Genomic DNA, 23949 nt, shown 5'->3' on the forward strand with positions numbered 1-23949 from the left:
CCTGATTGATTTGCTGCTTTTGGGGGGGGGGGGGGGGGGGGGGCTCCCCCCCCCCCGCGGTTTTGCTCCCGGGGGGCGCCCGGGCGCCGGCCCCCCCCCCCCCCCCCCACTTGGGGACACGCGACCGGATCGGTCTCGCGGACGATCGGCGGACGACCGCGCCGACGACGCGGCTTTTCAGCTTCGCCATCCGCATCGCCGGGCGTCACCGCCGACACGTTGAGCGACGGCGGGAGGAGATCGGCAGAAAAGCCGTTATCTTCCCCCTCATCGGAGCTATCGGTGGTTGCTGCAACAGGCTCGGGTGCGACTGCGGTTGCGTCACGCCGCGGGCGACCGCGGCCACGACGGGGTGGCTCGCTGGCTTCGGGCTGGATCGGCACGACCGCTTCCATCGCTTCGGGTTGCGCTTCCCTTGCGGATGGCAAAGGAGCGTCCTCACTGCGCACATCGCGCGGGGCGCGTTCTTCAGTGCGTGCGGTGTCGCGCTTCCGGTCCTCACGCGGGCGATCCTCACGGGAGCGATCCTCACGGGAGCGATCGTAACCGCCTTCGTCCTGAGCGTTGCCGTTCGAGGCACGCCGCGGACGTTCGTTCTGGTCGTCGCCTCCGCGCGAGTCCGTCGCGCCATTCTGGGTATCACCCAGTGAACGGGTGCTGTTGCGGGCATAGCCGCGATCGGCATCGCTGCGATTGTCGTTGCGATATGTGTCCTGCCGCACGTCGGGACGGTTGCCCTCCTGACGGCCAGTATCCTGACGGGGCTCCTGGCGCGAATCCGACCGGTTGCCATCCTGGCGGTTGCTATCGCGGTTTTCCTGACGACCCTCTTGGCGCCCGTCCTGACGATAGCCGTTCTGACTGCCGCGCTGTTGTTCCGCGGGAGCGATACGCTCGCCTTCGTCCTCGAATTCGGTGTCGTCCTCGTCGAGCGTGGCACCCTGGATGCGGCGCTGGACCGGGCCGCCATTCTCTTCGATCCGGGCGCGGGTCTCGGCCAGCACGCGGAAGTAATGATCGGCAAACTGCAGATAATATTCGACGTTGACGCGGTCACCCTGCATCTGCGCGTCGCGCGCGAGCGTCTTGTACTTCTCAAGCAGTTGGGCGGCATTGCCGCGTGCGCGGTTGTCGATGCGGTTTCCGGTATCGAGACGTCCCGGGTTTCCACCTTGCGAGCGCTGCTGCTGCCCGCCACGGCCGCGACGGCGACCGGCCTGACGATTGTTGATCAAGTTCTTGTTGTCCTGTCCTTGGAAACCAACCGGGTCGTGCTCCAGAAATATGGATGCAAATGCCCCTTGCGCACCGACCGCCGACCATCGGCGAAGTGCGCTTGCCAGCGTCGCCGGACCGGGCAACTGCATGACGAAGGGAGCGGGCAACAGCCCATTTTCAACACATTACGATGAAAATGCGAGCCCCTAAGGGCTGCAATAGCGGTTTGCGGCGCATTCTCCAAGCGGAATATTAGGGCAGCCGTGCGATCGGTCATGACAGCCATGTCGCCACCAGCGAGCGTGGATTCCCCCCGAGATCCTTCTCGAGCCGCACCGCAAACCCCTGTTCTACCAGCAAGTCCGTGACCGGTTGCGACTGGGTAGCACCGATCTCAAGGATCGCTGCGCCACCGTCGCCAAGCAAGGCCGCAAGTTGCGGGATGAGGGTACGATAGTCGTCCAGCCCATGCGCTCCGGCGAACAGCGCCGCGCTGGGCTCATGCTCGGCGACTTCGCGCGGCAGGACTTCGGTTGTCCCGATATAAGGGGGATTGGCGAGGATAAGATCGAACCGCCCGGTCACGTTGTCCGCCCAATTGCCAAGCGCGAAAGTCGCGCGGTCTGCCAGATCCAGCGTGACCGCGTTGCGCCTAGCGTAATCCAAGGCGACGTTGGACTGGTCGACCCCGAGGCCAGTCGCGCCCGGCCATTCGGCGAGCGCCGCGAGCAGGAGCGTACCGGGCCCGGTGCCGAGATCGAGGATCCGGGCTGGCGGGCTTTTTGCAAAATGCGCGACCGCTGCGTCGAGCAGCGTCTCGCTGTCCGCGCGGGGAACGAGCACGCCAGGGCCGACCGCGAGCTCGATCGTCCAGAAGGCGCGCGTGCCGGTGATATAGGCGATCGGTTCCTGAGCGAGACGGCGCGCGAGCAGCGGGGCGAAGGTATCGGGCACGGCGGCATCGAGATGATGGAGCAGCAGCCGTTCGCGCGGGATGGCGAGCGCGTGCGCCATCAGCAGTTCGGCATCGAGCCGCGGGGTGTGGCTGAATGTCGCGAGGTGTTGGCTGGCGGAGGCGAGCGCTGTTCTGATTTTGCCCTCTCCTCGCGGGGAGGCGTCGCGAAGACTGCCGAGGTCGGGTGCGCTGGACGGCCCCACCCCAACCCCTCCCCCGAGGGGGAGGGGCTTACCCTCTGCGTCTTCTTCTAGCCCCTCCCCTTCAGCGGAGGGGATGGGGGTGGGGGGAGCCTCGCAGAGACTGCCGAGGTCGGGCGTGCTGGACGGCCCCACCCCAACCCTTCCCCTGAAGGGGAGGTGCTTAGACGTATCCACCGGCTCAGCCATCCAGCGACGCCAGCCGCTCCGCTTCATCCTGCGCGATCAAGGCGCCAAGCAATTCTTCCATTTCCCCCTGCAAAATCTCCGGCAACCGGTGCAGCGTCAGGTTGATCCGATGATCGGTGACGCGCCCCTGCGGGAAATTATAGGTGCGAATCCGCTCCGACCGGTCGCCCGACCCCACCATCGATTTGCGCGCGCCTGCGCGTTCGGTGTGGAGCCGCTCACGCTCGGCCTCGTACAGGCGGGTGCGAAGGACCTTCATCGCCTTGGCGCGGTTCTTGTGCTGCGACTTCTCGTCCTGCTGGATCACGACCAGCCCGGTCGGGATGTGGACGATCCGCACCGCGGAATCGGTCGTATTGACCGACTGCCCGCCCGGCCCCGACGAGCGATACACGTCGATCCGAAGATCCTTGTCGTCGATCTTGACGTCGACCTCTTCCGCCTCGGGCAGCACCGCCACCGTCGCCGCCGAGGTGTGGATCCGCCCCTGCGCTTCGGTCGCGGGAACGCGCTGGACGCGGTGGACGCCGCTTTCGAACTTTAGCTTGGCGAACACGCCCTTGCCCTCGACCGAGGCGATCGCTTCCTTGAACCCGCCGCTTTCGGAGCTGGACGCGGAGATCAGCTCGACCTTCCACCCCTGCCCTTCGGCATAGCGCTGGTACATGCGGAACAGGTCAGCGGCGAACAGCGCGGCCTCGTCGCCGCCGGTGCCGGCGCGGATTTCGAGCATCGCGGCGCGTTCGTCCGCCGCGTCGCGCGGAAGCAGCGCGAGCGACAGCGCGCGCTCGGCATCGGGGAGCGTGCCGCGGATCGCCTCGATCTCCTCGCGCGCCATCGTCTTGATCTCGGGGTCCTCGTCCGCTTCCATGCCCGCGAGCACACCAAGTTCTGCGCGCAAACGCCGCACTTCGCCCGCCGCGCGCGCGACCGGTTCGAGCTCGGCATATTCCTTCGACACCGCGACGAAACGGTCGGACGGGAGATCGCCCGTTGCCATCAGCGCAGACAATTCGTCACGCCGCGCCTCGATCTGCGCGATCCGTTCGGGGGAGATGGAGCTCATGCGGTGCGCATACCCTTCGCCGGGGAAGCGAGCGAGGAAAGCGTCAACATGCGCCGACCAGTCGCTGAGTCAGCGTCTTTACCGTTTCATGTTCCGGGACATCTGTCGCGGCGCGCGTGCTGAACACGGGTGCATCCCCGTCAAGCCGCAGCCCGACGACGACCTTCGCTCCCATCTTCGCCGCCTTGTCGAAGCGTTTGCGCGGCGAGCCCGTCGCGACCATCTCCGCAGAGAGGCCATTCTCGCGGAACAGCTTCAGCGCCCGAAAGGCGGTCGCCAGCGCAGCATCGTCCTCGACCGCGATCGCGACGTCCGGCCCTTGGACCGCAGGCTCCTCGAGCAACATCGCCAGCCGCTCGATCCCCGCCGCCCAGCCGACACCGGGCGTGTCCGGCCCGCCGAGCGACCCGACCAGCCCGTCATAGCGTCCGCCCGCAAGCACGGTGCCTTGCGCGCCCAGCCGGTCGGTGACGAACTCGAATGCGGTGTGGCGGTAATAATCCAAGCCTCGCACCAGCCGCGCGTTGCGCGTCCAGGCAACGCCAGCCGCATCCAGCCCCGCCGTCACCGCATCGAAAAAGCCACGCGCTTCATCCGTCAGATACGCATCGATATCGGGCGCGCTGTCGGCGACCGGGCGATCGCGCGGGTCTTTCGAATCGAGGATGCGCAACGGATTCTTGTCGAGCCGCGCAAGGCTGTCCTCCGACAACACGTCACGGTGCGCTTCGAAATGCGCGACCAGCGCGGCGCGCCATGCATCGCGCGTCTCCGCATCGCCCAAAGTATTGAGCTGCAACGTCACGCCATCCGCGATCCCCAGCTCATGGAGCAACTGGTCCGCGAGCACGAGCAGCTCGACATCGGCGGCGGGTTCGGCAGCGCCGATCACCTCGGCGTCGATCTGGTGGAACTGGCGGAAGCGCCCCTTCTGCGGGCGTTCGTAGCGGAACACCGGGCCGTGCGTCGCAAGCTTTAACGGCGCATATTGCTGCCACCCCTCGGTCAGATAGGCGCGCGCCAGCCCCGCGGTGAATTCGGGGCGCAGCGTCAGCGAATCGCCGCCGCGATCCTCGAACGTGTACATTTCCTTCGAGACGACATCGGTCGTCTCGCCGAGCGAACGCGCGAACACCGCGGTGCTCTCGAACACGGGGATGTCGACGCGCTGGAAGCAGTACAGCTTGCGGACGCGATCAAACGCCTCGACCACGCGGGTGAAGCGACGCTGCTCGTCGCCAAAGATGTCCTGCGTTCCGCGGATGCGCTTGGGGGTTTCGATACGGGCCATAACCCGCGATCCTGTAGGGGAGCGGCACCGGTTGCGCCAGATACTTGTCACGGGCGGGCCCCCGCAAGATGACAAGTCTGCCATGTAGCCGGCGCAGCATTGCGGTAGCGCACACGCTCTGTAACACCCGCGTGATGGCCTTCGATATCGGCAACCGGATTGCCCCACCCCGCTTTGTCCTGTTCACCCTGTTGTTCGTGGCGGGCATCTTCCTCGCGATCCCGCCGCTCGGCTGGGGGCGCGGGACGATGGCGGCGTTCGACGTGGCGGGCACGGTCTTCCTGATCGCGGTCATACCCTTGTTGCGCCGGGGCGAAGCGGGCCAGATGCGCAAACAGGCCGCCGCCAACGATGCCAATCGCGCGGGGCTGCTCGTGCTGACCGGGCTGACGATGCTCGTCATCCTGACGTCGGTGTTCAAGGAAACGCAGGGCAAGACCAACTTGATCGGCACGCTGCTGATCATCGGCACGCTGGTCGTGGCGTGGCTGTTCTCGAACACCGTCTATGCGATGCATTATGCGCATCTTTTCTATTCCGACGACGATGACGACGGCAAGGATCACGGCGGGATCGATTTCCCCAAATGCGACGAACCCGATTACTGGGACTTCCTCTATTTCAGCTTCACGCTGGGGATGACGTTCCAGACCTCCGACGTCGAAATCTCGTCGCGGCGGGTGCGGCGGACGGTGCTGGGACATTCCGTTGCTGCCTTCGTCTTCAACATCGGCGTGCTCGCCTTCACGATCAACGTCCTGGGCGGCAGCAGTAGCGGTGGATGATGGGGTGGACGCGCGCCGCGTTACCCGCTTAAATCACCGCAACAGCCGAGTTTTGCTCCACTCCTCCTGGCGTCGCGATCGGCGCCTTATTCGGAAAGTCCCCTGCATGATCCGTCGCGCCGCGTTCACCGCCCTGTTGCTGTCCACGACCGTCACCGCCGCCTTCGCCCAGACTTCGAACGTCCAGAATTCCAAGCCGCAGCCGGTGCCGATCGTCGACACCATCCCCGCCGCGAAGGACATGCCCTTCCCCGGCACGATGACGCTCGCGATCGATGCGACCGACACGACGCGGGGCATTTTCAAGACGCGCGAAACGCTCACCGGGGTCACCGCCGGACCGATGACGCTGCTCTTCCCCAAATGGCTTCCCGGCAACCATTCACCCTCGGGCCAACTCGACAAGCTCGCCGGGGTTCACATCCACGGCGGCGGCAAGGAACTCGCCTGGACGCGCGATCCGGTCGACGTCTACGCTTATCACATCGACATTCCCGCAGGCGTGACTCAGCTCGACATCGACCTGCAATTCCTCTCGGCCACCGCGCCCGACCAGGGGTCGGTGGTGATGACGCCCAACATGCTGCGGCTCCAATGGAACGCGATGAGCCTCTATCCGGCGGGCTATTTCACTCGCCAGATCCCGGTCACTGCGACCGTCACTTACCCTGCGGGCTTCACCGCCTCGTCGGGCTTGCCGTCCAAGGCGGCCGGCGCGGTCTACAGCTATGCGCCGACCAATTACGAAGTGCTGGTCGACTCCCCCGTGCTCGCAGGGCGCTATTACAAGCAGTGGGCGCTCAGCCCGCGGGTCAATCTCGACGTCTATGCCGACACCCCCGCCGAACTCGCCGCGACGCCCGAACAGATCGCGGCGCACAAGCGGCTCGTCGAGCAGGCGGTCAAGCTCTACGGATCGCAGCATTACGACACGTACGAATTCCTTCTGTCGATCTCCGACCTGATGGGCGGAATCGGGCTCGAGCATCACCGGTCGTCGGAAGACGGGGTCAAGCCCGGCTATTTCACCAAGTGGAGCGACGGCCCGGGATCTCGCAACCTGCTGCCGCATGAATATAATCACAGCTGGGACGGCAAGTTCCGCCGCGGCGCCGACCTGTGGACCCCCGATTTCCGCACGCCGATGCGCGGTAGCCTGCTGTGGGTGTATGAAGGGCAGACGCAGTTCTGGGGGTATGTGCTGCAAGCGCGGTCAGGAATCGTCTCGAAACAGGACACGCTGGACATGTACGCGATGATCCTCGCCAGCCTCGACAACCGTCCGGCCCGCGAATGGCGCGACATGGTTGATACCACCAACGACCCCGTCATTTCGCAGCGCCGCCCCAAGGGCTGGCTGAGCTATCAGCGGTCGGAGGACTATTACAACGAGGGCCTGCTGGTGTGGATGGAGGTCGATTCGATCCTTCGCAAGCAATCCGGGGGCAAGAAGTCGATCGACGACTTCGGCCGCGCGTTCTTCGGGCTGAAGGACGGGGATTACGGTCAGGTGACCTACACGTTCGACGATGTCGTCAAAACACTCCAGGCGATTCAGCCCTATGACTGGGCGGGGCTGCTCACCAAGCGGCTCACCGAAACCGGCGCACGCGCGCCGCTCACCGGGTTCGAGAACAACGGCTATAAGCTCGTCTATACCGAGGAGCCGACGCTCTCGTTCAAGAACGCCGAGGCGTCGCGCAAGATGACCGACTTGACCTATTCGATCGGCACCACGCTCAACAAGGACGGCGGCGTGACGGGCGTCGGCTGGGACAGCCCAGCCTTCAAGGCGGGGATCACGGTCGGCGACAGCATCGTCGCGGTGAACGGGACGGCCTATTCGGACAGCGCGCTGAAAGCGGCGATCACCGCAGCGAAGACAAGCAAGACGCCGATCGTGCTGCTCGTGAAGGCGAACGATACGATCACGTCTGTCAACATCAATTATCACGACGGGCTGCGCTATCCGCGGCTTCAGAAGAGCGGCACCGGCGAGGGTGGTCTGGATCGTCTGCTGATGCCCCGCTAAGGGAGGCTCAGTAAACGTTCCTTAACCCTTAACCAAATCAACAAGTCAGGAATCACCATGCGTATCGACATGATCTCGGTTGGGAAGAGCCCGCCGGACGACCTCAACGTCATCATCGAAGTCCCGACCGGCGGCGAGCCGGTGAAGTATGAGTTCGACAAGGCGAGCGGCGCGCTGTTCGTCGATCGCATCCTCCACACGCCGATGCGCTACCCGGCGAACTACGGCTTCGTGCCGCACACGCTGTCGCCCGATGGCGATCCGCTCGACGCGCTGGTCGTTGCGCGCTCGCCGTTCATCCCGGGCTGCGTCGTGCGCGCACGGCCGATCGCGGTGCTCAACCTGGAAGACGAAGCCGGCGGCGACGAGAAGCTCGTGTGCGTTCCGGTCGACTCGACCTTCCCGTATTATTCGAACGTCAGCGAGCGTGGCGACATGCCCGAGATCGTGTTCGAGCAGATCGAGCACTTCTTCACCCACTATAAGGACCTGGAGAAGAAGAAGTGGGTCCGCGTCGGCAAGTGGGGCGACCGTGACGAGGCGCGCAAGGTCGTGATCGAAGCGATCGAGCGCTACGAAGAAGCCAAGAAGGCGGGCGATCCGGCCCCCGGCATGGACGTCGACGCCTGACGCCATCGGCCCGTCGCCGCGCCATCGGCGCGACGACGGGCTGAAACGGGTTTGGTGCCGCCGGTGCTTAGCCCGTCACGCCCCGGCGCATCATCTTGCGCAGCCGCCCCGGCAACCAGCGCGCCGCGAACGCCATGCGGTCCGCGGTCTTGCCGACGAAAGTGTGGACCCGGTCGCCATGCACCGCGTCCCATGCCGCCTTCGCAACCGCATCCACCCCGGTGAGTTCCAGCCCCGCGTTGGTGACGACCTCGCGAATCGACTGGTTGCTGTTGCCTGCGGGCGCATGGAGCAACGGGGTGTCGATGAAGCTCGGCACGATGTCGCGCACCTTGATCCCTGCCCCGTACCATTCGCCGTCGAGCGCCTCGGTCAATGCGCGCACCCCGAACTTGGTCGCGGAATAGACCGGCAGGCCTGAGCTGCCATAGATGGCCGAGGCAGACGCGGTATTGAGCAGGCACGATCCCTGCGTCCGCGCCAAATAGGCGTAGCCGATCTTCGCACCGTTGAGCACGCCGACGAGGTTGATCGCGACGACGCGGTCGAGGTCTTCGAAGCTCATCTCGGCGATCGGGCCGCCCGTGCCGATTCCCGCGTTGTTGAACAGTACGTCGAGCCTGCCCCCGGTGGCGGCGGTGAACGCGTCGAGGCTCGCGACCCAGGCGTCGCGGTCGCGGACGTCCATGGCGTAGGTCTCGGCCATGCCGGGGGGCAGCATCGCGGCGGTTTCGGCGAGGCCCTGGCGGTTGACGTCGGCGAGCCCGACGCGCCAGCCCTTCGCGGCGAACAGTTTCGCGGTTGCTTGGCCGATGCCGGAGCCGCCGCCGGTGATGAAGATCGCCTGTTGCATCCCGTTTCCCCTTGTCTGCCCGACGTGTCCCGCCCAACCGGGCCGCACGGGCTATGGCGGGGAGTCTGCGGCAGGGCGGACGCTGGGACAAGTCCGGGTCAGCCCGCGGTTTGCGGGGGCGGGGGCATTTGAATTCTCCCTCCCTTCCTACCTTCCGCTTCCCCGGCGAAGGCCAGGGCCCAGGAACGCAGGTTTGTGGAATCGGGCGCAGCACCCGATCATGACCGGCCCGCTCCTGGGCCCCGGCCTTCGCCGGGGAAGCGGGACTTATTAAAGGGCCTGCAATGGGTTTGACGCCTGTGGCACCGTCCCGCACAAGCGACCTGATGGCACAGACCCAATCCCCCGGCCCGACGGTGACGTTCGAGGCCGTCACCAAACGCTACTCCGGCGGAACGACCGCGGTCGATGGCGTCTCGGTCGAGATCGCGGGCGGGAGCTTCGTGGCGCTGGTCGGGAGTTCGGGATCGGGCAAATCGACGCTGCTCAAGATGATCAACCGGCTGATCGAACCAAGCGAAGGTTGCACACGCATCGCCGGCGCGGACGTTGCCGCCGAGCCTCCCCCGATGCTGCGCCGCAAGATTGGTTATGTCTTTCAGAACATTGGGCTATTTCCGCACATGACGGTCGCCGAGAACATCGCGATCGGTGTGCGGCTGGCTGGCGGCAAGCACGATGGCGCGCGCGTCGGGGAATTGCTCGATCTGGTCGATCTGCCGCGGGACTTTGCCACCCGTTTGCCCGATGCGCTGTCGGGCGGGCAACGCCAGCGCGTCGGCGTCGCGCGCGCGCTCGCGACGGCGCCGGGGTTGATGCTGATGGACGAACCGTTCGGCGCGCTCGATCCGGTCACGCGCGATCAATTGGGCCACGCAATCCGTGCGTTACATGATCGGCTCGGCCTCACCACGATCATGGTGACGCATGACATGGCGGAGGCGCTGATCCTTGCGGACCGCGTGCTGGTGATGGACGCCGGGCGGATCGTCGCGGACGAGACGCCGCGCGGGCTGCTCGGCGGCGCGGGCGGGGCGGTGGCGCAGGCGCTGGTCGCGGTACCGCGCGATCAGGCCGCGCGGATGCTCACACTTGCCGCCGAACAGGCCGGAAACGCAGCATGAATGGCCCGTTTCTCGACGCGATGACGCGCGTTCCTGACCTGCTTTCAGCGCATTTGCTGCTGTCTGCAGCCGCTTTGACGCTGGGATTGGTGATCAGCCTGCCGCTCGCGATCTGGTCTGGGCGGTCGCCGCGGGTCGCGCGCGTCACGCTCGGGGTGGCGAGCCTCGTCCAGACGATCCCGAGCCTCGCGCTGCTCGCGCTCTTCTATCCGCTGCTGCTGTTCGTGTCGGGGCTGGTCGGCGGGGGGATCCCGGCGCTGGGGTTCCTGCCGTCGCTGCTTGCGCTGTCGCTGTATGCGGTGCTGCCGATCCTGCGTAATAGCGTGACCGGGCTGGCGGGGATCGACCCCGCGGTGATCGAGGCGGCGGACGGGGTCGGGATGACGCCGTGGCAGAAGCTGCGGCTGGTCGAGGCCCCGCTGGTCGCGCCGGTGCTGATGGCGGGAATCCGCACCGCGGCGGTGTGGACGATCGGCGCGGCGACGCTGTCGACCACGGTGGGCCAGCCGAGCTTGGGCGACATGATCTTCGCGGGGCTCCAGACGCAGAACTGGGCGCTGGTGCTGGCGGGGTGTTTCAGCGCGGCGGCGCTGGCGCTGGCGGTGGATGCGTTGCTCGGGCTGATCGAGCGGTCGATCGCGCGGCGCAAGCGCGGGGTCGCGCTCGGCGCGGGCGGGGTGCTGATCGCGGGCGTATTGCTTGCGCTCGCGCCGTTGTGGCCGTCGGGCGGGAGCGTCATCACGATCGGCGCGAAGAACTTCTCCGAGCAATATATCCTGGCGCGGCTGATCGGCGATCGGCTGGAGCAGGCGGGCTATACGGTGCGCTATCGCGACGGGCTGGGCTCGGCGGTGATCTATGGCGCGGTCGGCACGGGCGCGATCGACATTTACGTCGATTATGCGGGCACGATCTGGGCGAACGAGATGAAGCGCCGCGACGTGCCCGCGCGCGCGGCGATGGTCGCGGCGATCGGCGCGTGGAGCGCCAAGACGTCTGGCGTGAAACTGCTCGGCTCACTCGGGTTCGAGAATGCCTATGCCTTTGCGATGAAGGGCGATGCGGCGCGCAAGCTGGGGGTGGCGTCGCTCGACGATCTCGTCCGCGCGGGGCCGCAGCTCAAGTTCGGCTCGGACCTGGAGTTTCTCGAACGCCCCGAATGGGTCGCGATCCAGCGCGCCTATCCGATCCGTTTCGCCAGCGCGCGCGCGTATAACCCGACCTTCATGTACCGCGCGCTGGAGAGCGGGCAGGCGGATGTGATCTCGGCGTTCTCGTCCGATGGACGGATCGCGGCGCAGCAGCTGACCGTGCTGAGCGATCCGCGCGGGGCGATCCCGGGGTATGATGCGATCGTGCTGGTGGGGAAGGCGCATGCGCGTGACGCGAAGTTTCTGGCGGCGGTGCAGCCGTTGATCGGGCGCGTGTCGGTCGAGGCGATGCGCGCGGCGAATTACCGGGTGGACCGAGACGATGCAAAGGAATCGCCCGAGGCGGCGGCGCGGTGGCTGGGGCGGAAGATCGGGGCAGTGCGGTGATTGGCTGACGGTGGGGTGCGGCGACGGGGGTACCTTCCTCGGTCACCTCACCGATAGCTTATGGGTTTTGAGCGCGCTGCTCCCCTCCCTGCAAGGGAGGGGCTGGGGGTGGGTGGCTCTCCCGGGCGCGGGGCGGCGGTTTAAGGCGTGTCGGGCGCGCCGCGCGTTTCGGACGGGAGGACGCCGCCGCTGGCCGACCCACCCCCGACCCCTCCCTTCCAGGGAGGGGAGCAGAAGGGGGAGGCTCCCCTTAACCCCGAACTGCGGTCACGAAGTAATCGAGGCTGGTGTCGTCGCTCAGCACGAATCCCTTCGCCACCGAGAACGCGAGCCCGCGCACGTCGATCACGCGCAAGCCCGCCGCCTCGACCAGTGGCGTCAGCTCGTCGGGTGTGAGGAACTTGTTCCAGTCGTGCGTCCCGCGCGGGATCGTCCCGCTGCCCTCGGCGAAGGTGATCAGCGCGAGCCGCGACAGTGCGGTCCGGTTGGGGGTCGACAGCACGAGCAGGCCGCCCGGCGCCAGCGCGCGCGCGAGGCCCGCGACGAAGCCCGCCGGATCGGTGACATGCTCGATCACCTCCAGGCTGGTGACGAGATCATAGGTCGCGTCGGCGAGATCCTCGACGCTCCCGGTACGATAGTCGATCGAAAGCCCCGACGCCGCCGCATGGATCTGTGCCGCCGCGATATTCTCCGCCGCCGCGTCGAGCCCGGTGACGTCCGCCCCCAGCCGCGCGAGCGGTTCGCACAGCAGCCCCGCGCCGCACCCGACATCGAGCGCGCGCTTGCCCGCCAAAGGCGTGAAGCCCGTCTCGTCGCCATGCCAATGCGCGTCGATCTGCGTGCGGAGATACCCCAGCCGTACCGGATTGAGCCGGTGGAGCATCGCGGACGAGCCATTGGGATCCCACCATTCGGCGGCCATCGTGCCGAAGTGTTTGGCCTCGGCCGGGTCGATAGTGGTTACAGACGTTACGGTTGCGCTATCCATGTCCGCTTCCTATCAGGACGGCCCCCGCACCCCAAGGACTTCGTGACCCAGATCATGGCGCGTATCGTGATGAAATTCGGCGGCACCTCGATGGCCGGAATCGAACGGATCCGTTCGGTCGCCGCGCGGGTGAAACGCGAAGTCGCGGCAGGCAACCAGGTTGCGGTCGTCGTGTCGGCGATGGCGGGCGAGACCGACCGGCTGGTCGGCTTCTGCCGCGAGGCGTCGTCGCTCTACGATCCCAAGGAATATGACGTCGTCGTCTCGGCGGGTGAGCAGATCACCTCGGGCTTGCTCGCGATCGCGCTGCAGGCGGCGGGCGTTCCGGCGCGGAGCTGGCTCGGCTGGCAATTGCCGATCGCGACGTCCGATGCGCATGCCTCCGCGCGGATCGAGAACATCGACATGGCCGCGCTCGACGCGAGCCTTGCCGCGGGCGAGGTCGCGGTGATTCCGGGGTTTCAGGGCGTCGACGCCGATGGCCGCGTCACCACGCTCGGGCGCGGTGGCTCCGATACGTCGGCGGTCGCGATGGCGGCGGCGATGAAGGCGGACCGCTGCGACATCTACACCGACGTCGACGGCGTCTACACGACCGACCCACGGATCGTGCCGCGCGCGCGGAAACTCAAGAAGGTCACCTATGAGGAGATGCTGGAACTCGCCAGCGTCGGCGCGAAGGTGTTGCAGACCCGCTCGGTCGGTCTTGCGATGAAGGAAGGCGTGCGCGTCCAGGTGCTGTCGTCCTTCACCGGCGAGGACGCGCCGATGGCGGACACATTACCCGGCACGATGATCGTGGGCGAAGAGGAGATCGACGATATGGAAAGCCAGCTCATCACCGGCATCGCGCACGACAAGAACGAAGCCAAGATCACGCTGATCGCGGTGCCGGACAAGCCCGGCGCGGTGGCGGCGATCTTCGCGCCGCTCGCGGCGGCCAACATCAACGTCGACATGATCATCCAGAATATCGCGCATGCCGCGCGTTCGACCGACGTGACCTTCACCGTGCCCGCCGCCGACCTTGCGCGCTCGATCGAGGTGCTCAACCAGGGGCGCGGCGAAATCGGCTTCGGTGAGCTGGTGCATGACACGCGCGTCGCCAAGATCTCGGTCGTTGGCGTGGGGATGCGCAGCCATGCGGGCGTCGCCTCGACGATGTTCTCGACGCTCGGCGAGCGCGGGATCAACATCCAGGCAATCTCGACCAGCGAGATCAAGGTCTCGGTGCTGATCGAGGAGGATTATACCGAGCTTGCGGTGCGCGTGCTGCACACGGCGTACGGACTCGACGCCGAGGATGCCGCCTGACGACGCGTGCAGGCTCAGGTCGTCGTCAGCGTTCCCGTGCCGGTGGAATCGAAGGTCAGGAGATATGCGTCGCCAAGCGGCATCGTCCACGCCTTCTGGCTGCTGGTAACGGGGTCGCCGATCTTCTGCGTGCCGCTGGACTGAGCAAGCCCATAGCCGCCTGCCTTGACCAATAGGGTGGCATTGGGGCTGGTGGGCACGGCGTAGGCAAAGAAGACGAGGCTGGTGCCGAGCCCGAAACCGACGGTGACGGCATATTGCGTCCCGTCATAGACCGGCATCGTCCAGCCGGCGCTGTCGTGGGTGACGGTGATGGACGGGGTCAGCGCAAGGCTGAACGCGTCGGCATCGCTGGAATACACGTAGGCCGCGGTGTTCGCCGCGATGTCACCCGTCTTGTAGGCGGCGGCGAACCACCACAGCGGCAGATCCCGGTTGAAATCGATGTAGACCTTGGTGTCGACGGTTTGCAGCGCCGCGACCATCTGCTGCCCCGAAGGCGGGATGGGGCTCGCGGCGGCGAAGGTTGCGACGAGCGGAATCGCATAGTCCACCTCCGCAACGATCTCGACGGTGGTATCCGACGTTCCGCCAGTAGCCGCGACGGTCGACGTCGCGGTTACTGGCGGAAAGCGGCGGCGGGCATCTGCCCGGTCGGCCGGCGTGATGGCGAACGGCTGGCCCATCGTATCTGCGCCAGCCGCCGTGACCATCGCGCGCCGCCTATGCTTTCTGCGAATGGAAGATCGCGTTTGCACCCGCTACGACGATATCCTTGACCGCTTGCGCGGACAGCGCTCCGTTATAGGTGAAATTGACGGTGGTTGCGCCAGCGGTACTGCTGGTGATGTTGAAGGTAACGCCGCTCATCGTGAAATAGACGAATCCTGCGGCAAGCGCCGTCAGCACCGTGATCGTGCCGCTGAGGATTATATCTTCCACGGCAGCGAGATCCGCGCTCGAACCGGACCATTTCACAGCCGTGACTTGGTCCTGCTGGACTGATCCGTCGGACAGATAGGCTACGGCGGTGAGTTCGCGAACGCGCGCTGACGTGAGCAGCGACAGGTCGTCGAGTAGCGCGACGCTTGTCGGCTTGCCGGGGGTGACGCGCCAAGTTCCGTTGTTGAGCAGCGTCACCGTCGCTGCAAAGTTGCTGAACGAAGACGGGACGGAGAGTTGCGCAGCATCGTTGCTGACCTGCGTCCAGTCGGCCAGCGTCGATTCACCGTAGGTCCCGGCACTGACATAGAATTTCAGTTGCGGGGTAAGCGTACGGCTTTGATTTGGCGTCGGCGACCATGTCATACCGATGAACCCGGCCATCGTCTGGATACCGAACGACTGGCTCGCATACCAATTCAATGCTTCGTTGCTGGCCTGATCGAAGGGGTTGGTCGAAATCTTGATCGTATTTGCGGGGGAAGACGCTGCGTCCAGCGTCAGCTTGGGGCCCTTGTTGGGCGGCACGTTGGCATAAACGGCATCCCAGGTCTGGGTCAGGTCGCTGTTCTGCGAGATCGACGAATTGATCTGTACGTTCAGCCCGACCGCGTTGTTGCTGGCACCCGCTGCGACGACATATTGCACCGGTACGGTGAAGGAGTTGGTCGAGGGATCGTTCGGGTCGATGTCCAGTGACACGCTGGAATTCGCGTAGACGTTCGGGTCGCCGGCCAGTTCCTGCGGCGGGGTCAGAAACAACCAGAAATTCTGTTCGGTATTCATCTGGTTGACCAGGTAGATTGTATAGTTCGTTGTCATGGAATCCTCCGAGATGTTGGAAGACGCGGAACTGGCCGTCGGCCGCACGGACTGCGCGGACAGTGTCGCATCGTGCGGATTGCACGATGACGGCATGCGATCGTTGTGACCCGGGATCGGGATAGGTGGTGATGCCCGTAGGGGCGATCCCGGCGAGAAGGGGGACGCGACAAACGGTTCGAGGCTGCGCGAAATCCGTGACGCCATCTTATCGGCTTTACGTCGGCGCGCCCGGTCAAGCGCGACCGAAACGACCCGATCGCCCCGGCGTGGCGCAGGGCTTTGCGCCGTTCCGGCGGCAATTCCCGCCGCTCACTCCGAGTCGGGGTCGACGACCTTGGTGGCGAGCCGGGACAGCAGCGTGACCGGATCGCGCCCGCCGCCGTACCCGTATTTGCGCGCTTCGTGCTTGGCGCATTTGCGCTGGCCGGCGAAGAGTCCGCACGGGGCAGGGGGCGTGAGCGCGCCCATGCCCGTACCCTGATCGCTGCGACTGGGTTCGCCCGAGTGATCGACCGGCAAGGGCAGGCGGAAGCGGTCGCGCCGTCCGCCGCAGACCAGGATATCGTCGGATTGCGTTGCCGAGCCGCAGCGCGGGGCGGTTGCGGGCGTGGCGCGTGCGAGATCGAACTCGGTTGCCGGCAGATTCGCAGCCGGAAGGGCCTGGGCCAGTACCATCAGCATCACCAGCGCCATTCCACCGTCTCCCCGCATGCATCCTGTCGGGGCAAGACGGCGAAAAGACGGCGGAATGTTTTCTCGTCAGTGCAGCAAACCGACGGCGGGGACGTGGTCAACCCTACCGCTTGGCGGTGAACGGTCGCGCCGCGATCCCCGACCAGTCCTGATCCGCCATTCCGTCCTCGACCGCGTCCGCCATCCGGGTGCGGATCGCATCGAGTACCGGAAGCGTGACGTTCGCCGCGTCCGCCAGTTCGGTCGCGAGGCGCAGGTCCTTCAATCCCAGCTTCATCCGGAAGCCCGGCGTGAAATCCTCCGACACGATCTTGGGCCCGTAATTCTGATACGCCTTCGCGCCGAACAGCGTGCCGGTCATCAGATCGAGGAACGCGGCTTTGTCGACGCCGTTGTCGCCGACCAGCGCGAACGCCTCGCCCATCGCCTCGATCGCCATGGTGATCATCATGTTGCCCGCGATCTTGGCGGCGTTGGCGCTGCTCGCGTCGGGGCCGAGCGGCCAGACCTTGCTCGAGATCGCCTCGAGCAGCGGCTGGACCCGTGCGACCGCGGATTCCTCACCCGCGACCACGACGTTGAGTTGCGCGGCGGCGGCGGCATCGGGGCGACCGAAGACGGGGGCGGCGACATAGCCGATGCCGCGGCGGGCGTGGTCCGCGGCGAGTTCTTGCGCGAAGGCGACCGAGATCGTCGCGGTCACGACGTGGACCAGATCATGCTTCACGCTGTCGAGCGCGCCCGAATCGAGCAGCACGCTGCGGATCGCGGCATCGTCGGACAGCATCGTGAACACCGCTTCGCAGCGCAGCACGTCGTCGAGCGTGCCGATCGTCACGCCGGGCGCATCCTCGGGCTTTACCGGCGAGCGGTTCCACGCGACGACGCGGTGGCCCGCCTTGACGAGATTGGCCGCCATCGGGCCGCCCATCAGCCCGAGTCCGACAAAACCGATATCCATGTTGGTGCTCCACGCAGCGAAAGAGGTCGTGGGGCCAAGCGTCCTGGACCCGCAGTCGGTTCCGTGCGGGACCACCAACGGTCCGAAGGGGGTTATTCCCCGATCAGATGCACCGCGATCAGGCGCCGATGCGCGGCGCGGCGGTGTTCGAACAGATACAGCCCCTGCCACGTGCCGAAGACCGGCTCGCCGTCCGCGACCGGAATCGACAGGCTGGTCGCGGTCAGCGCGGCGCGCAGATGCGCGGGCATGTCGTCCGATCCTTCGTCGTCGTGCTCGTAGCTCGCATTCTCAGGCGCGATCTTCGCGAAATAGCGTTCCACGTCGCGGCGTGCAGCGGGGGCGGCATTTTCCTGGATCAGCAGCGATGCCGAGGTGTGTCGCACGAACACGGTCAGCAGCCCGGTCGTGATCCCGGTCGCCGCCACCCAGCGGTTCACCGCGCGGGTACAGTCGTGCAAGCCCTGGCCGGGCGTATCGAAGGTGAGTTCACCAATTTCCTGTCGCATCCGCGCGCACTTGCCCGAAACCCCCGGGGAAGGCTAGGCCACTGGCATGAACCAGACATCCTCGATCGGCGCAGAGCGCCTTCAGCGCCGCATGGCGCGTGGCGCGGCGTTCCTCGGCAGCGAGGTCGCGATCGTGTGCGGCGCGATGTCGTGGGTGTCCGAGCGCAACCTCGTCGCCGCGATCTCGAACGCGGGCGGCTTCGGGCTGATCGCGTGCGGCGCGATGACGCCGGAACTGCTCGACCGCGAGATCGCCGCGACCAAATTGCTTACGACCAAGCCGTTCGGGGTAAACCTCATCACGATGCATCCGGCGCTGTTCGACCTGATCGACGTGTGCACGCGGCATCAGGTCGGCCATGTCGTGCTCGCGGGCGGGCTGCCGCCGACGGGGTCGATCGACAAGATCAAGGCGGACGGCGCGAAACTGATCTGCTTCGCGCCCGCGCTGAGCCTCGCCAAGAAGCTGATCCGCTCGGGCGTCGACGCGCTCGTCGTCGAGGGGATGGAAGCGGGCGGGCATATCGGCCCGGTGTCGACCAGCGTACTCGCGCAGGAAATCCTTCCCGAAGTCGCGGACAAGGTGCCGGTGTTCGTGGCCGGCGGGATCGGGCGCGGCGAGGCGATCGCGGCGTATCTCGACATGGGGGCTGCGGGTGTCCAGCTCGGCACGCGCTTCGTCTGCGCGACCGAGAGCATTGCGCACGCCAATTTCAAGAAGGCGTTCCTGCGCGCCTCGGCCCGCGATGCGGTGGCGAGCGTCCAGCTCGACCCGCGTTTGCCGGTGATTCCGGTGCGCGCGCTCAAGAATGCGGGCGCCGAGCTGTTTACCGCCAAGCAGCGCGAAGTCGCGCTGTCGCTCGACGAGGGCAAGGTCGCGATGCTCGAGGCGCAGTTGCAGATCGAGCATTACTGGGCGGGCGCGCTGCGTCGCGCGGTGATCGACGGCGATGTCGAGCATGGCAGCGTGATGGCGGGCCAGTCGGTCGGCATGGTGACCAAGGAAGAACCCGTCACCGAGATCATCGCGAGCCTGATGGACGAGGCGGCGGCGGCGCTGGCGCTCCGAGCGGCGTAAGGGGGCGCGGCGTAAAAAGACACCGTCGCGCACCCCTCCGTTTTTTTAACTTCGATCAATAAGTCGTTGGTCGTCATATAGTAATGCCTCGCTAACCCTTGAGCGTTAGCGTTCCGTAATGTTCGCATCCCTATCGACTCGTATCGTGGTTATCGGCGTGATCGTCGTTTTCGCGCTTGCCTCGCTGGCGGGGCTGCTGGTCGATGCTTCGAACCAGACCAGTCAGAGCTTCGGACGAGTCCGGCATTCGGACAGGGTGATCGAGATCGCCCAGCAGGCGATGGCCGATTTGCGCGAGGCCGAATCCGGGCAGCGCGGTTTCATTCTGACGCATGACCCCGCGTTTGCCCGCTCCTTCGCGGAGCGCATGGCCAGTTCCAGACGCAACATCGCACAGGTGGTGGCGCTGACGGCGGACAATCCGCTCCAGCACGCCCGTGCAGGGACGATCAGCGGCCTGATATCGCAACGCGGCATCGGCCTGCGCGAACCGCTCGCGCTCAGTCGTCGCGGCAGGTTCGAGGACGCCGTCGCGATCATTGCCAGCGGGCGGGGGCGCGACCTGGCGGACGCCATCACGGTACGGGCGCAAGCTTTCCTCGAAGAGGAACGCGTCCTTCAAACGAATCGTACCACAGCAGCGGACCAGCGACTCGCGCGCGGCAAGCAACTCGCGCTGATCGGGGCGTCGGTCGTGGCGCTGCTCGTCGCGATCAGCTTCGCGTTGCTGATCCGCAGCATCCGCCGCCCGCTCGGTACGATGACGCAGGCGATGACCGATCTTGGCCAGGGCGAAAAGGTGCGGATCGACACCGCGATGGGATCCACCGAATTCACCCGGCTGGCCACCGGCTATAATGTCATGGCGGACCGGCTCGAGGATGCGCTGGCCGAACAGGCGACCAGCGAGCGGCATCTCCAGATCGCCAATGCCGAGCTCCACACCAACGGCGCGATGCTGCAGGAACGCGGCGAGGTGATCGAATTGCTGGGGGCGATGGCGCACCGGATGCACGCGGCGCGCACCGATGACGAACTGGCGCAGATCATCTGCGTGTTCGTCCCGCGCGTCTTGCCCGAGCTTCCCGGCGCGCTGTACGCGCATAACCATTCGCGCAACCTGCTGGTCCCGATCGCCAGCTGGGGCGGACTGGAGGTCCCGCAAGACGGTTTCGCGCCGGACCAGTGCTGGGCGCTGCGACGCGGCCAGAGCCATTGTGTGAGCGAAGCAGGCGGCGATATCGTTTGCGGCCATGCCGATGTCCCGGACCTGTATCACTGCGAGCCGCTGCTCGCAGGGGGCGAGGTCATCGGCGTGCTCTATCTGCAAGGCGCGCTGAACAAGGAGAGTCGCTTCTCGCTGCGGGTTCTCACCGAAAACATCTCCTCGGCGCTGGTCAATCATCGGCTTCAGCGCAGTTTGCGCGAGCAGACCATCCGCGATCCGCTGACGGGCTTGTTCAACCGGCGGTACATGGAGGAAGCGCTGACGCTGGAAATCGCGCGCGCCAGCCGCTCGGACGCGCCGTTGAGCCTGGTGATGTGCGACATCGATCACTTCAAACGCTTCAACGACGAATACGGCCATGATGCCGGTGATATCGTCCTGCAGGCGGTTGCCGGCGTGATGCGCAGTCGCTTCCGCGATGGCGACGTCGTCTGCCGCTATGGCGGTGAGGAATTCACCGTGATCGCGCCGGGAACCAGCGCCGAGGCGTTGATGGGCCGAGTCAACGACGTCCGCCAGGCGATCAGCGACCTTACCCTTCATCGCAATGGCAGTACGCTGGGCTCTACCAGCATGTCCTTCGGCATCGCCACCTGGAACAAGACGATGGCACGCGACGGATTGACGCTGATGCAGGCGGCCGACAGCGCGCTCTATCAGGCAAAGCGCGAGGGGCGGAATCGCGCGTTGATCAGCAGGATCGCGGCGTAGCATCCGGTCTGCACTAGGGGACCGCGATCCCGCCGGTCACCAGAAACACCAGCCCAGCCGCACCCCCGCCGAAAACAAGCGCCACTAGCAGCGACAGGATCCCCGCGACGATCGACCCCGAGCGCCGCTTGTTGAACGCCCCGCGCTTGCCCGGCTTCCCCAGTTTGAGCTCGATATAGCCGGCAGCGCCCCCGCCGAGTACCGTCATCACCAGCGTAATCGCGGCGCCGGCAAGCGTCTGCACGCCGATCGCGACCGGGGACAGCAGCGCGAACGGTGCCGCCATCGCGAAGGCCGCGAGCAGTTTGGCGCGGTCGACCTGCGCGCGCGCGACCGGCGCGACGCTGAGCAAGTCGGGTGCATCCTCCGCCGATACGGTCAGCCAGGCGAAGCTGCCGACGAGCTGGCTGGTGATGAGCACGCTCGCAAAGGCGAGCGCGGCGGGGATCGGCAGCGCGTGCCGTCCGCCGACCAGCCCGAGGAACAGCGGCACCAGATAGATCAGCCGGAGCACGATCTGGAACGCAAGCGCCGGATCGCGCACGAGCAGCGTCCATTCCTTGGCGAACACGGTCCGCGTCAGCCCGGTGTGGAACAGCCGTGCGCTCGCGCGCCCGCTCGGGCGGCTGCGCGACACGGTGGCGCTGCCGTCGAGAAAGCCCGACAGGAACGCGCGTTCGAGTGTTGCGCCCGCAGCGGCGAACGCGGCAACCCCGACGCCGAGCACCACGAGAATTGCGAACGGATCGCCGAGCGCGGCGTGGCCGGGGAGCGCACTGATTCCCGAGGTGCCGATCCGTGCGGCGCGCAACCGATCGAACAGTGCCGCAAAGGTCCCCGTCCGGCCTTCGTCATGCGGCAACAATTGCGTGACGAGGAACAGCGCGCCGCCCAGCACCGCCGCGACGACTTGCCCGACGGTCCGCGCCGCGCGCGGGCCGACGAGGCGCGCGATCATCAGTGTCAGGGCAAGGCCGAGCGCGGCGGCGACGAGCGCGAGCGCGATCAGCAGCGCGACCAGCCCGAGCAAGCGCGGATGCCCGAGGATCGCGACCGGCAGCACGATCGGCAACAGCAAGGCGGCATAGGTCAGCGCGATCGTCGCAGCGATGCCGAGCAGCTTTGCCAGCAACACGCTGCGCCCCGGGATCGGCGCGGACAGCAGCAGCGGCAGGTCGCCGCGTTCGTACAGCGTCCGCTGGCTGCCGATCATCGCCTGCGCGGTCATGAAGGTAAGCCCCAGCACGCTGACCGCGAGCACCCCGATCATCGCCTCGGGCGGGACCGGGATCGGCGTGTGGCGGAGCGCCCAGCCGGTCAGGCACCCGATCGCGAGCCAACCGGCGAGCAGCAGATAGCCGATCCACCGCGCTGCCCCGCGTGTCGCGCGCGAGCGGAAAGCGAGGCGGAGTTCGTGCAGCGCGAGCCAGCCGAAACTCCCCGCGGGCACGATCGTCATGGCGCGACCGGCGCTGCGGCCGAAGCCGGGCTGGTCAGGCGGATGAACGTGTCCTCCAGCGTCATCCCCGCGGTCCCGGCACGGTCGCGCAGATCCTGCAACGTGCCCTCCGCCAGCAGCCGACCGCCCGCGATGATTCCGATCCGGTCCGCCATCCGCTCGGCGACCTCGAGGATGTGCGTGGTGACGATCACGGTCTTGCCCGCATCGACCTGCGCGCGCAGCGCATCCTTCACCAGTCGCGCCATCGTCGCGTCGAGCCCGGTCAGCGGTTCGTCGAGGATCAACAGCCGTGGATCGTGGATCAGCGCGCCCGCCAGCGCGACCTTCTGCTTCATGCCGCGCGAGAACCCCTCGCAGCGGGTATCGCGCTGTTCCCACAGATCGAGCCATTGCAACAGCCGGTCGGCCTCGGCGGCGGCATGGGCCGGGTCCATCCGCCACAGCCCGGCGACGAAGGCGAGATATTCCAAGGGGGTGAGCTTGTCGTAGAGCATCGCCTCATCGGGCAGCCAGGCGGTGATCGCCTTGGCGCCGAGCGGATCGCGCTGCGTGTCGATCCCGAAGATCTCGATCGATCCCGCGTCGGGCGCGGCAAGACCTGCGACCATCCGCAAGGTCGTCGTCTTCCCCGCGCCGTTCGGCCCAAGCAAGGCGTATAGTTCTCCCGCCGCGATATCGAGGTCGAGGCCTTCGATGACGGGCTTGTCGAAGCTCTTCGCAAGCCCCCGGATGCGCAGCGCGGATGTCGTCATCTGTCCTGTTTACGCAATACACCGGGCTCGTCCAGCGGATTGCCCGCGCGGGGTTTGCGTCGGGGGGGCTTGCGGCTAGAGCGACGTGCGATGCCGATCCAAGATCCGACCCTTTCCGACTTTTCGGACGCTCTGCTCGATCAGCCCGCCGCCGGGCGGATCGTCGACGGGCAGCACCGCTTTCCGGTGCGCGTCTATTTCGAGGATACCGACCTTTCGGGGATCGTCTATCACGCCAACTATCTGCGCTACATGGAGCGCGCCCGCTCGGACATGCTGATGCGCGCCGGGATCGACCAGCGCGCGCATCAGGAGGCGGGCGGGGGTGCCTATGCGGTCACCGCCTTGGCGATCCGCTACCGCGCGCCGGCACGGCTTGACGATGCGCTGATTATTATCACACAATTACAACAAATTCGTGCGGCGTCGGTTGATATTCATCAGCAGGTCATGTTGGGTGCCCAGATACTTACCGAAGCCGATGTCACCGCGGCACTGGTTTCGCCCGGCGGACGCCCGCTCCGCCAGCCCAAGGCTTGGGTGACCGCGTTTCGGCAGGTGATGGGCGACATGCGAAGCGATCAGGGGAAATGACGTCGTGA

Annotated in this window: 22 protein-coding genes; 9 read left to right on the forward strand and 13 right to left on the reverse strand. The window is 66.3% G+C overall.

The window, feature by feature from the left end:
- The 4 genes from ABIC17_RS00005 to hisS all read right to left on the reverse strand — a co-directional run.
- Positions 1 to 1385: DUF4167 domain-containing protein (locus ABIC17_RS00005; protein ID WP_354278623.1), on the reverse strand; the 1385-nt coding region annotated here is incomplete at its 3' end.
- 106 nt (positions 1386 to 1491) lie between these two features.
- A complete protein-coding gene (gene prmC / locus ABIC17_RS00010; RefSeq protein ID WP_354279382.1) occupies positions 1492 to 2310 on the reverse strand; it encodes a peptide chain release factor N(5)-glutamine methyltransferase in 819 nt (272 codons plus the stop codon).
- Positions 2311 to 2554: 244 nt separating this feature from the next.
- Positions 2555 to 3628: a peptide chain release factor 1 gene (gene prfA / locus ABIC17_RS00015; RefSeq protein ID WP_354278624.1), complete on the reverse strand. Its 1074-nt coding sequence runs from the start codon at positions 3626 to 3628 to the stop codon at positions 2555 to 2557.
- A gap of 43 nt (positions 3629 to 3671) precedes the next feature.
- Positions 3672 to 4919 (reverse strand): histidine--tRNA ligase, encoded by a 1248-nt coding sequence (hisS, locus tag ABIC17_RS00020; RefSeq protein ID WP_354278625.1) that lies wholly within the window; start codon positions 4917 to 4919, stop codon positions 3672 to 3674.
- Positions 4920 to 5053: 134 nt separating this feature from the next.
- Between hisS and ABIC17_RS00025 the strand changes: the two genes are divergently transcribed.
- The 3 genes from ABIC17_RS00025 to ppa all read left to right on the forward strand — a co-directional run bounded on the left by ABIC17_RS00025 (position 5054) and on the right by ppa (position 8366).
- Positions 5054 to 5704, forward strand: a complete 651-nt coding sequence (locus tag ABIC17_RS00025; protein ID WP_354278626.1) for a DUF1345 domain-containing protein — start codon at positions 5054 to 5056, stop codon at positions 5702 to 5704.
- A gap of 106 nt (positions 5705 to 5810) precedes the next feature.
- Entirely contained in the window at positions 5811 to 7736 is a 1926-nt protein-coding gene (locus ABIC17_RS00030) for a M61 family metallopeptidase (RefSeq protein ID WP_354278627.1), read from the forward strand.
- A gap of 57 nt (positions 7737 to 7793) precedes the next feature.
- Entirely contained in the window at positions 7794 to 8366 is a 573-nt protein-coding gene (gene ppa / locus ABIC17_RS00035; RefSeq protein ID WP_354278628.1) for an inorganic diphosphatase, read from the forward strand.
- Positions 8367 to 8433: 67 nt separating this feature from the next.
- On the opposite strand, the gene ABIC17_RS00040 is transcribed toward ppa, so the two are convergent.
- The gene (locus ABIC17_RS00040; protein WP_354278629.1) at positions 8434 to 9219 is read right to left on the reverse strand and encodes an SDR family oxidoreductase; all 786 of its coding nucleotides are present in this window, start codon (positions 9217 to 9219) and stop codon (positions 8434 to 8436) included.
- A 326-nt stretch (positions 9220 to 9545) separates the two neighbouring features.
- On the opposite strand from ABIC17_RS00040, the gene ABIC17_RS00045 reads away from it, so the two are divergent.
- Both ABIC17_RS00045 and ABIC17_RS00050 read left to right on the forward strand, forming a co-directional pair.
- Entirely contained in the window at positions 9546 to 10343 is a 798-nt protein-coding gene (locus ABIC17_RS00045; RefSeq protein ID WP_354278630.1) for an ATP-binding cassette domain-containing protein, read from the forward strand.
- Complete coding sequence (locus tag ABIC17_RS00050; RefSeq protein WP_354278631.1) at positions 10340 to 11881, forward strand: ABC transporter permease/substrate-binding protein; 1542 nt, start codon at positions 10340 to 10342, stop codon at positions 11879 to 11881. Before ABIC17_RS00045 ends, ABIC17_RS00050 begins: the two co-directional genes overlap by 4 nt.
- Before the next feature lie 250 nt (positions 11882 to 12131).
- Here ABIC17_RS00050 and ubiG read toward each other — a convergent pair whose 3' ends face one another.
- Positions 12132 to 12872, reverse strand: coding sequence for a bifunctional 2-polyprenyl-6-hydroxyphenol methylase/3-demethylubiquinol 3-O-methyltransferase UbiG (ubiG, locus tag ABIC17_RS00055; protein ID WP_354278632.1), 741 nt, complete (start codon positions 12870 to 12872; stop codon positions 12132 to 12134).
- A gap of 54 nt (positions 12873 to 12926) precedes the next feature.
- Here ubiG and ABIC17_RS00060 point away from each other — a divergent pair, with 54 nt between their 5' ends.
- Complete coding sequence (locus ABIC17_RS00060) at positions 12927 to 14186, forward strand: aspartate kinase (RefSeq protein ID WP_354279384.1); 1260 nt, start codon at positions 12927 to 12929, stop codon at positions 14184 to 14186.
- A gap of 14 nt (positions 14187 to 14200) precedes the next feature.
- On the opposite strand, the gene ABIC17_RS00065 is transcribed toward ABIC17_RS00060, so the two are convergent.
- The 5 genes from ABIC17_RS00065 to ABIC17_RS00085 all read right to left on the reverse strand — a co-directional run bounded on the left by ABIC17_RS00065 (position 14201) and on the right by ABIC17_RS00085 (position 18116).
- Positions 14201 to 14899, reverse strand: a complete 699-nt coding sequence (locus tag ABIC17_RS00065) for a hypothetical protein (protein WP_354278633.1) — start codon at positions 14897 to 14899, stop codon at positions 14201 to 14203.
- Between the two features lie 10 nt (positions 14900 to 14909).
- Positions 14910 to 15950, reverse strand: a complete 1041-nt coding sequence (locus ABIC17_RS00070; protein WP_354278634.1) for a hypothetical protein — start codon at positions 15948 to 15950, stop codon at positions 14910 to 14912.
- 312 nt (positions 15951 to 16262) lie between these two features.
- Entirely contained in the window at positions 16263 to 16646 is a 384-nt protein-coding gene (locus tag ABIC17_RS00075; RefSeq protein WP_354278635.1) for a hypothetical protein, read from the reverse strand.
- 103 nt (positions 16647 to 16749) lie between these two features.
- Positions 16750 to 17607, reverse strand: coding sequence for an NAD(P)-dependent oxidoreductase (locus tag ABIC17_RS00080; RefSeq protein WP_354278636.1), 858 nt, complete (start codon positions 17605 to 17607; stop codon positions 16750 to 16752).
- A 92-nt stretch (positions 17608 to 17699) separates the two neighbouring features.
- The gene (locus ABIC17_RS00085; protein WP_354278637.1) at positions 17700 to 18116 is read right to left on the reverse strand and encodes a secondary thiamine-phosphate synthase enzyme YjbQ; all 417 of its coding nucleotides are present in this window, start codon (positions 18114 to 18116) and stop codon (positions 17700 to 17702) included.
- A gap of 46 nt (positions 18117 to 18162) precedes the next feature.
- On the opposite strand from ABIC17_RS00085, the gene ABIC17_RS00090 reads away from it, so the two are divergent.
- Entirely contained in the window at positions 18163 to 19194 is a 1032-nt protein-coding gene (locus tag ABIC17_RS00090; RefSeq protein ID WP_354278638.1) for an NAD(P)H-dependent flavin oxidoreductase, read from the forward strand.
- Positions 19195 to 19351: 157 nt separating this feature from the next.
- Positions 19352 to 21133, forward strand: a complete 1782-nt coding sequence (locus tag ABIC17_RS00095) for a diguanylate cyclase (protein ID WP_354278639.1) — start codon at positions 19352 to 19354, stop codon at positions 21131 to 21133.
- Positions 21134 to 21146: 13 nt separating this feature from the next.
- On the opposite strand, the gene ABIC17_RS00100 is transcribed toward ABIC17_RS00095, so the two are convergent.
- Together ABIC17_RS00100 and ABIC17_RS00105 are read right to left on the reverse strand one after the other, a co-directional pair.
- Positions 21147 to 22592 (reverse strand): hypothetical protein, encoded by a 1446-nt coding sequence (locus tag ABIC17_RS00100; RefSeq protein WP_354278640.1) that lies wholly within the window; start codon positions 22590 to 22592, stop codon positions 21147 to 21149.
- Positions 22589 to 23347 carry an ABC transporter ATP-binding protein gene (locus ABIC17_RS00105; protein ID WP_354278641.1) on the reverse strand — a complete coding sequence of 253 codons (759 nt, stop codon included), beginning with the start codon at positions 23345 to 23347 and terminating at the stop codon, positions 22589 to 22591. Before ABIC17_RS00105 ends, ABIC17_RS00100 begins: the two co-directional genes overlap by 4 nt.
- 90 nt (positions 23348 to 23437) lie before the next feature.
- Here ABIC17_RS00105 and ABIC17_RS00110 point away from each other — a divergent pair, with 90 nt between their 5' ends.
- The gene (locus tag ABIC17_RS00110; RefSeq protein ID WP_354278642.1) at positions 23438 to 23941 is read left to right on the forward strand and encodes a YbgC/FadM family acyl-CoA thioesterase; all 504 of its coding nucleotides are present in this window, start codon (positions 23438 to 23440) and stop codon (positions 23939 to 23941) included.
- The last annotated feature ends 8 nt before the right edge of the window (positions 23942 to 23949 follow it).

It is taken from the genome of Sphingomonas sp. PvP056 (assembly GCF_040549155.1).
Taxonomy (GTDB): domain Bacteria; phylum Pseudomonadota; class Alphaproteobacteria; order Sphingomonadales; family Sphingomonadaceae; genus Sphingomonas.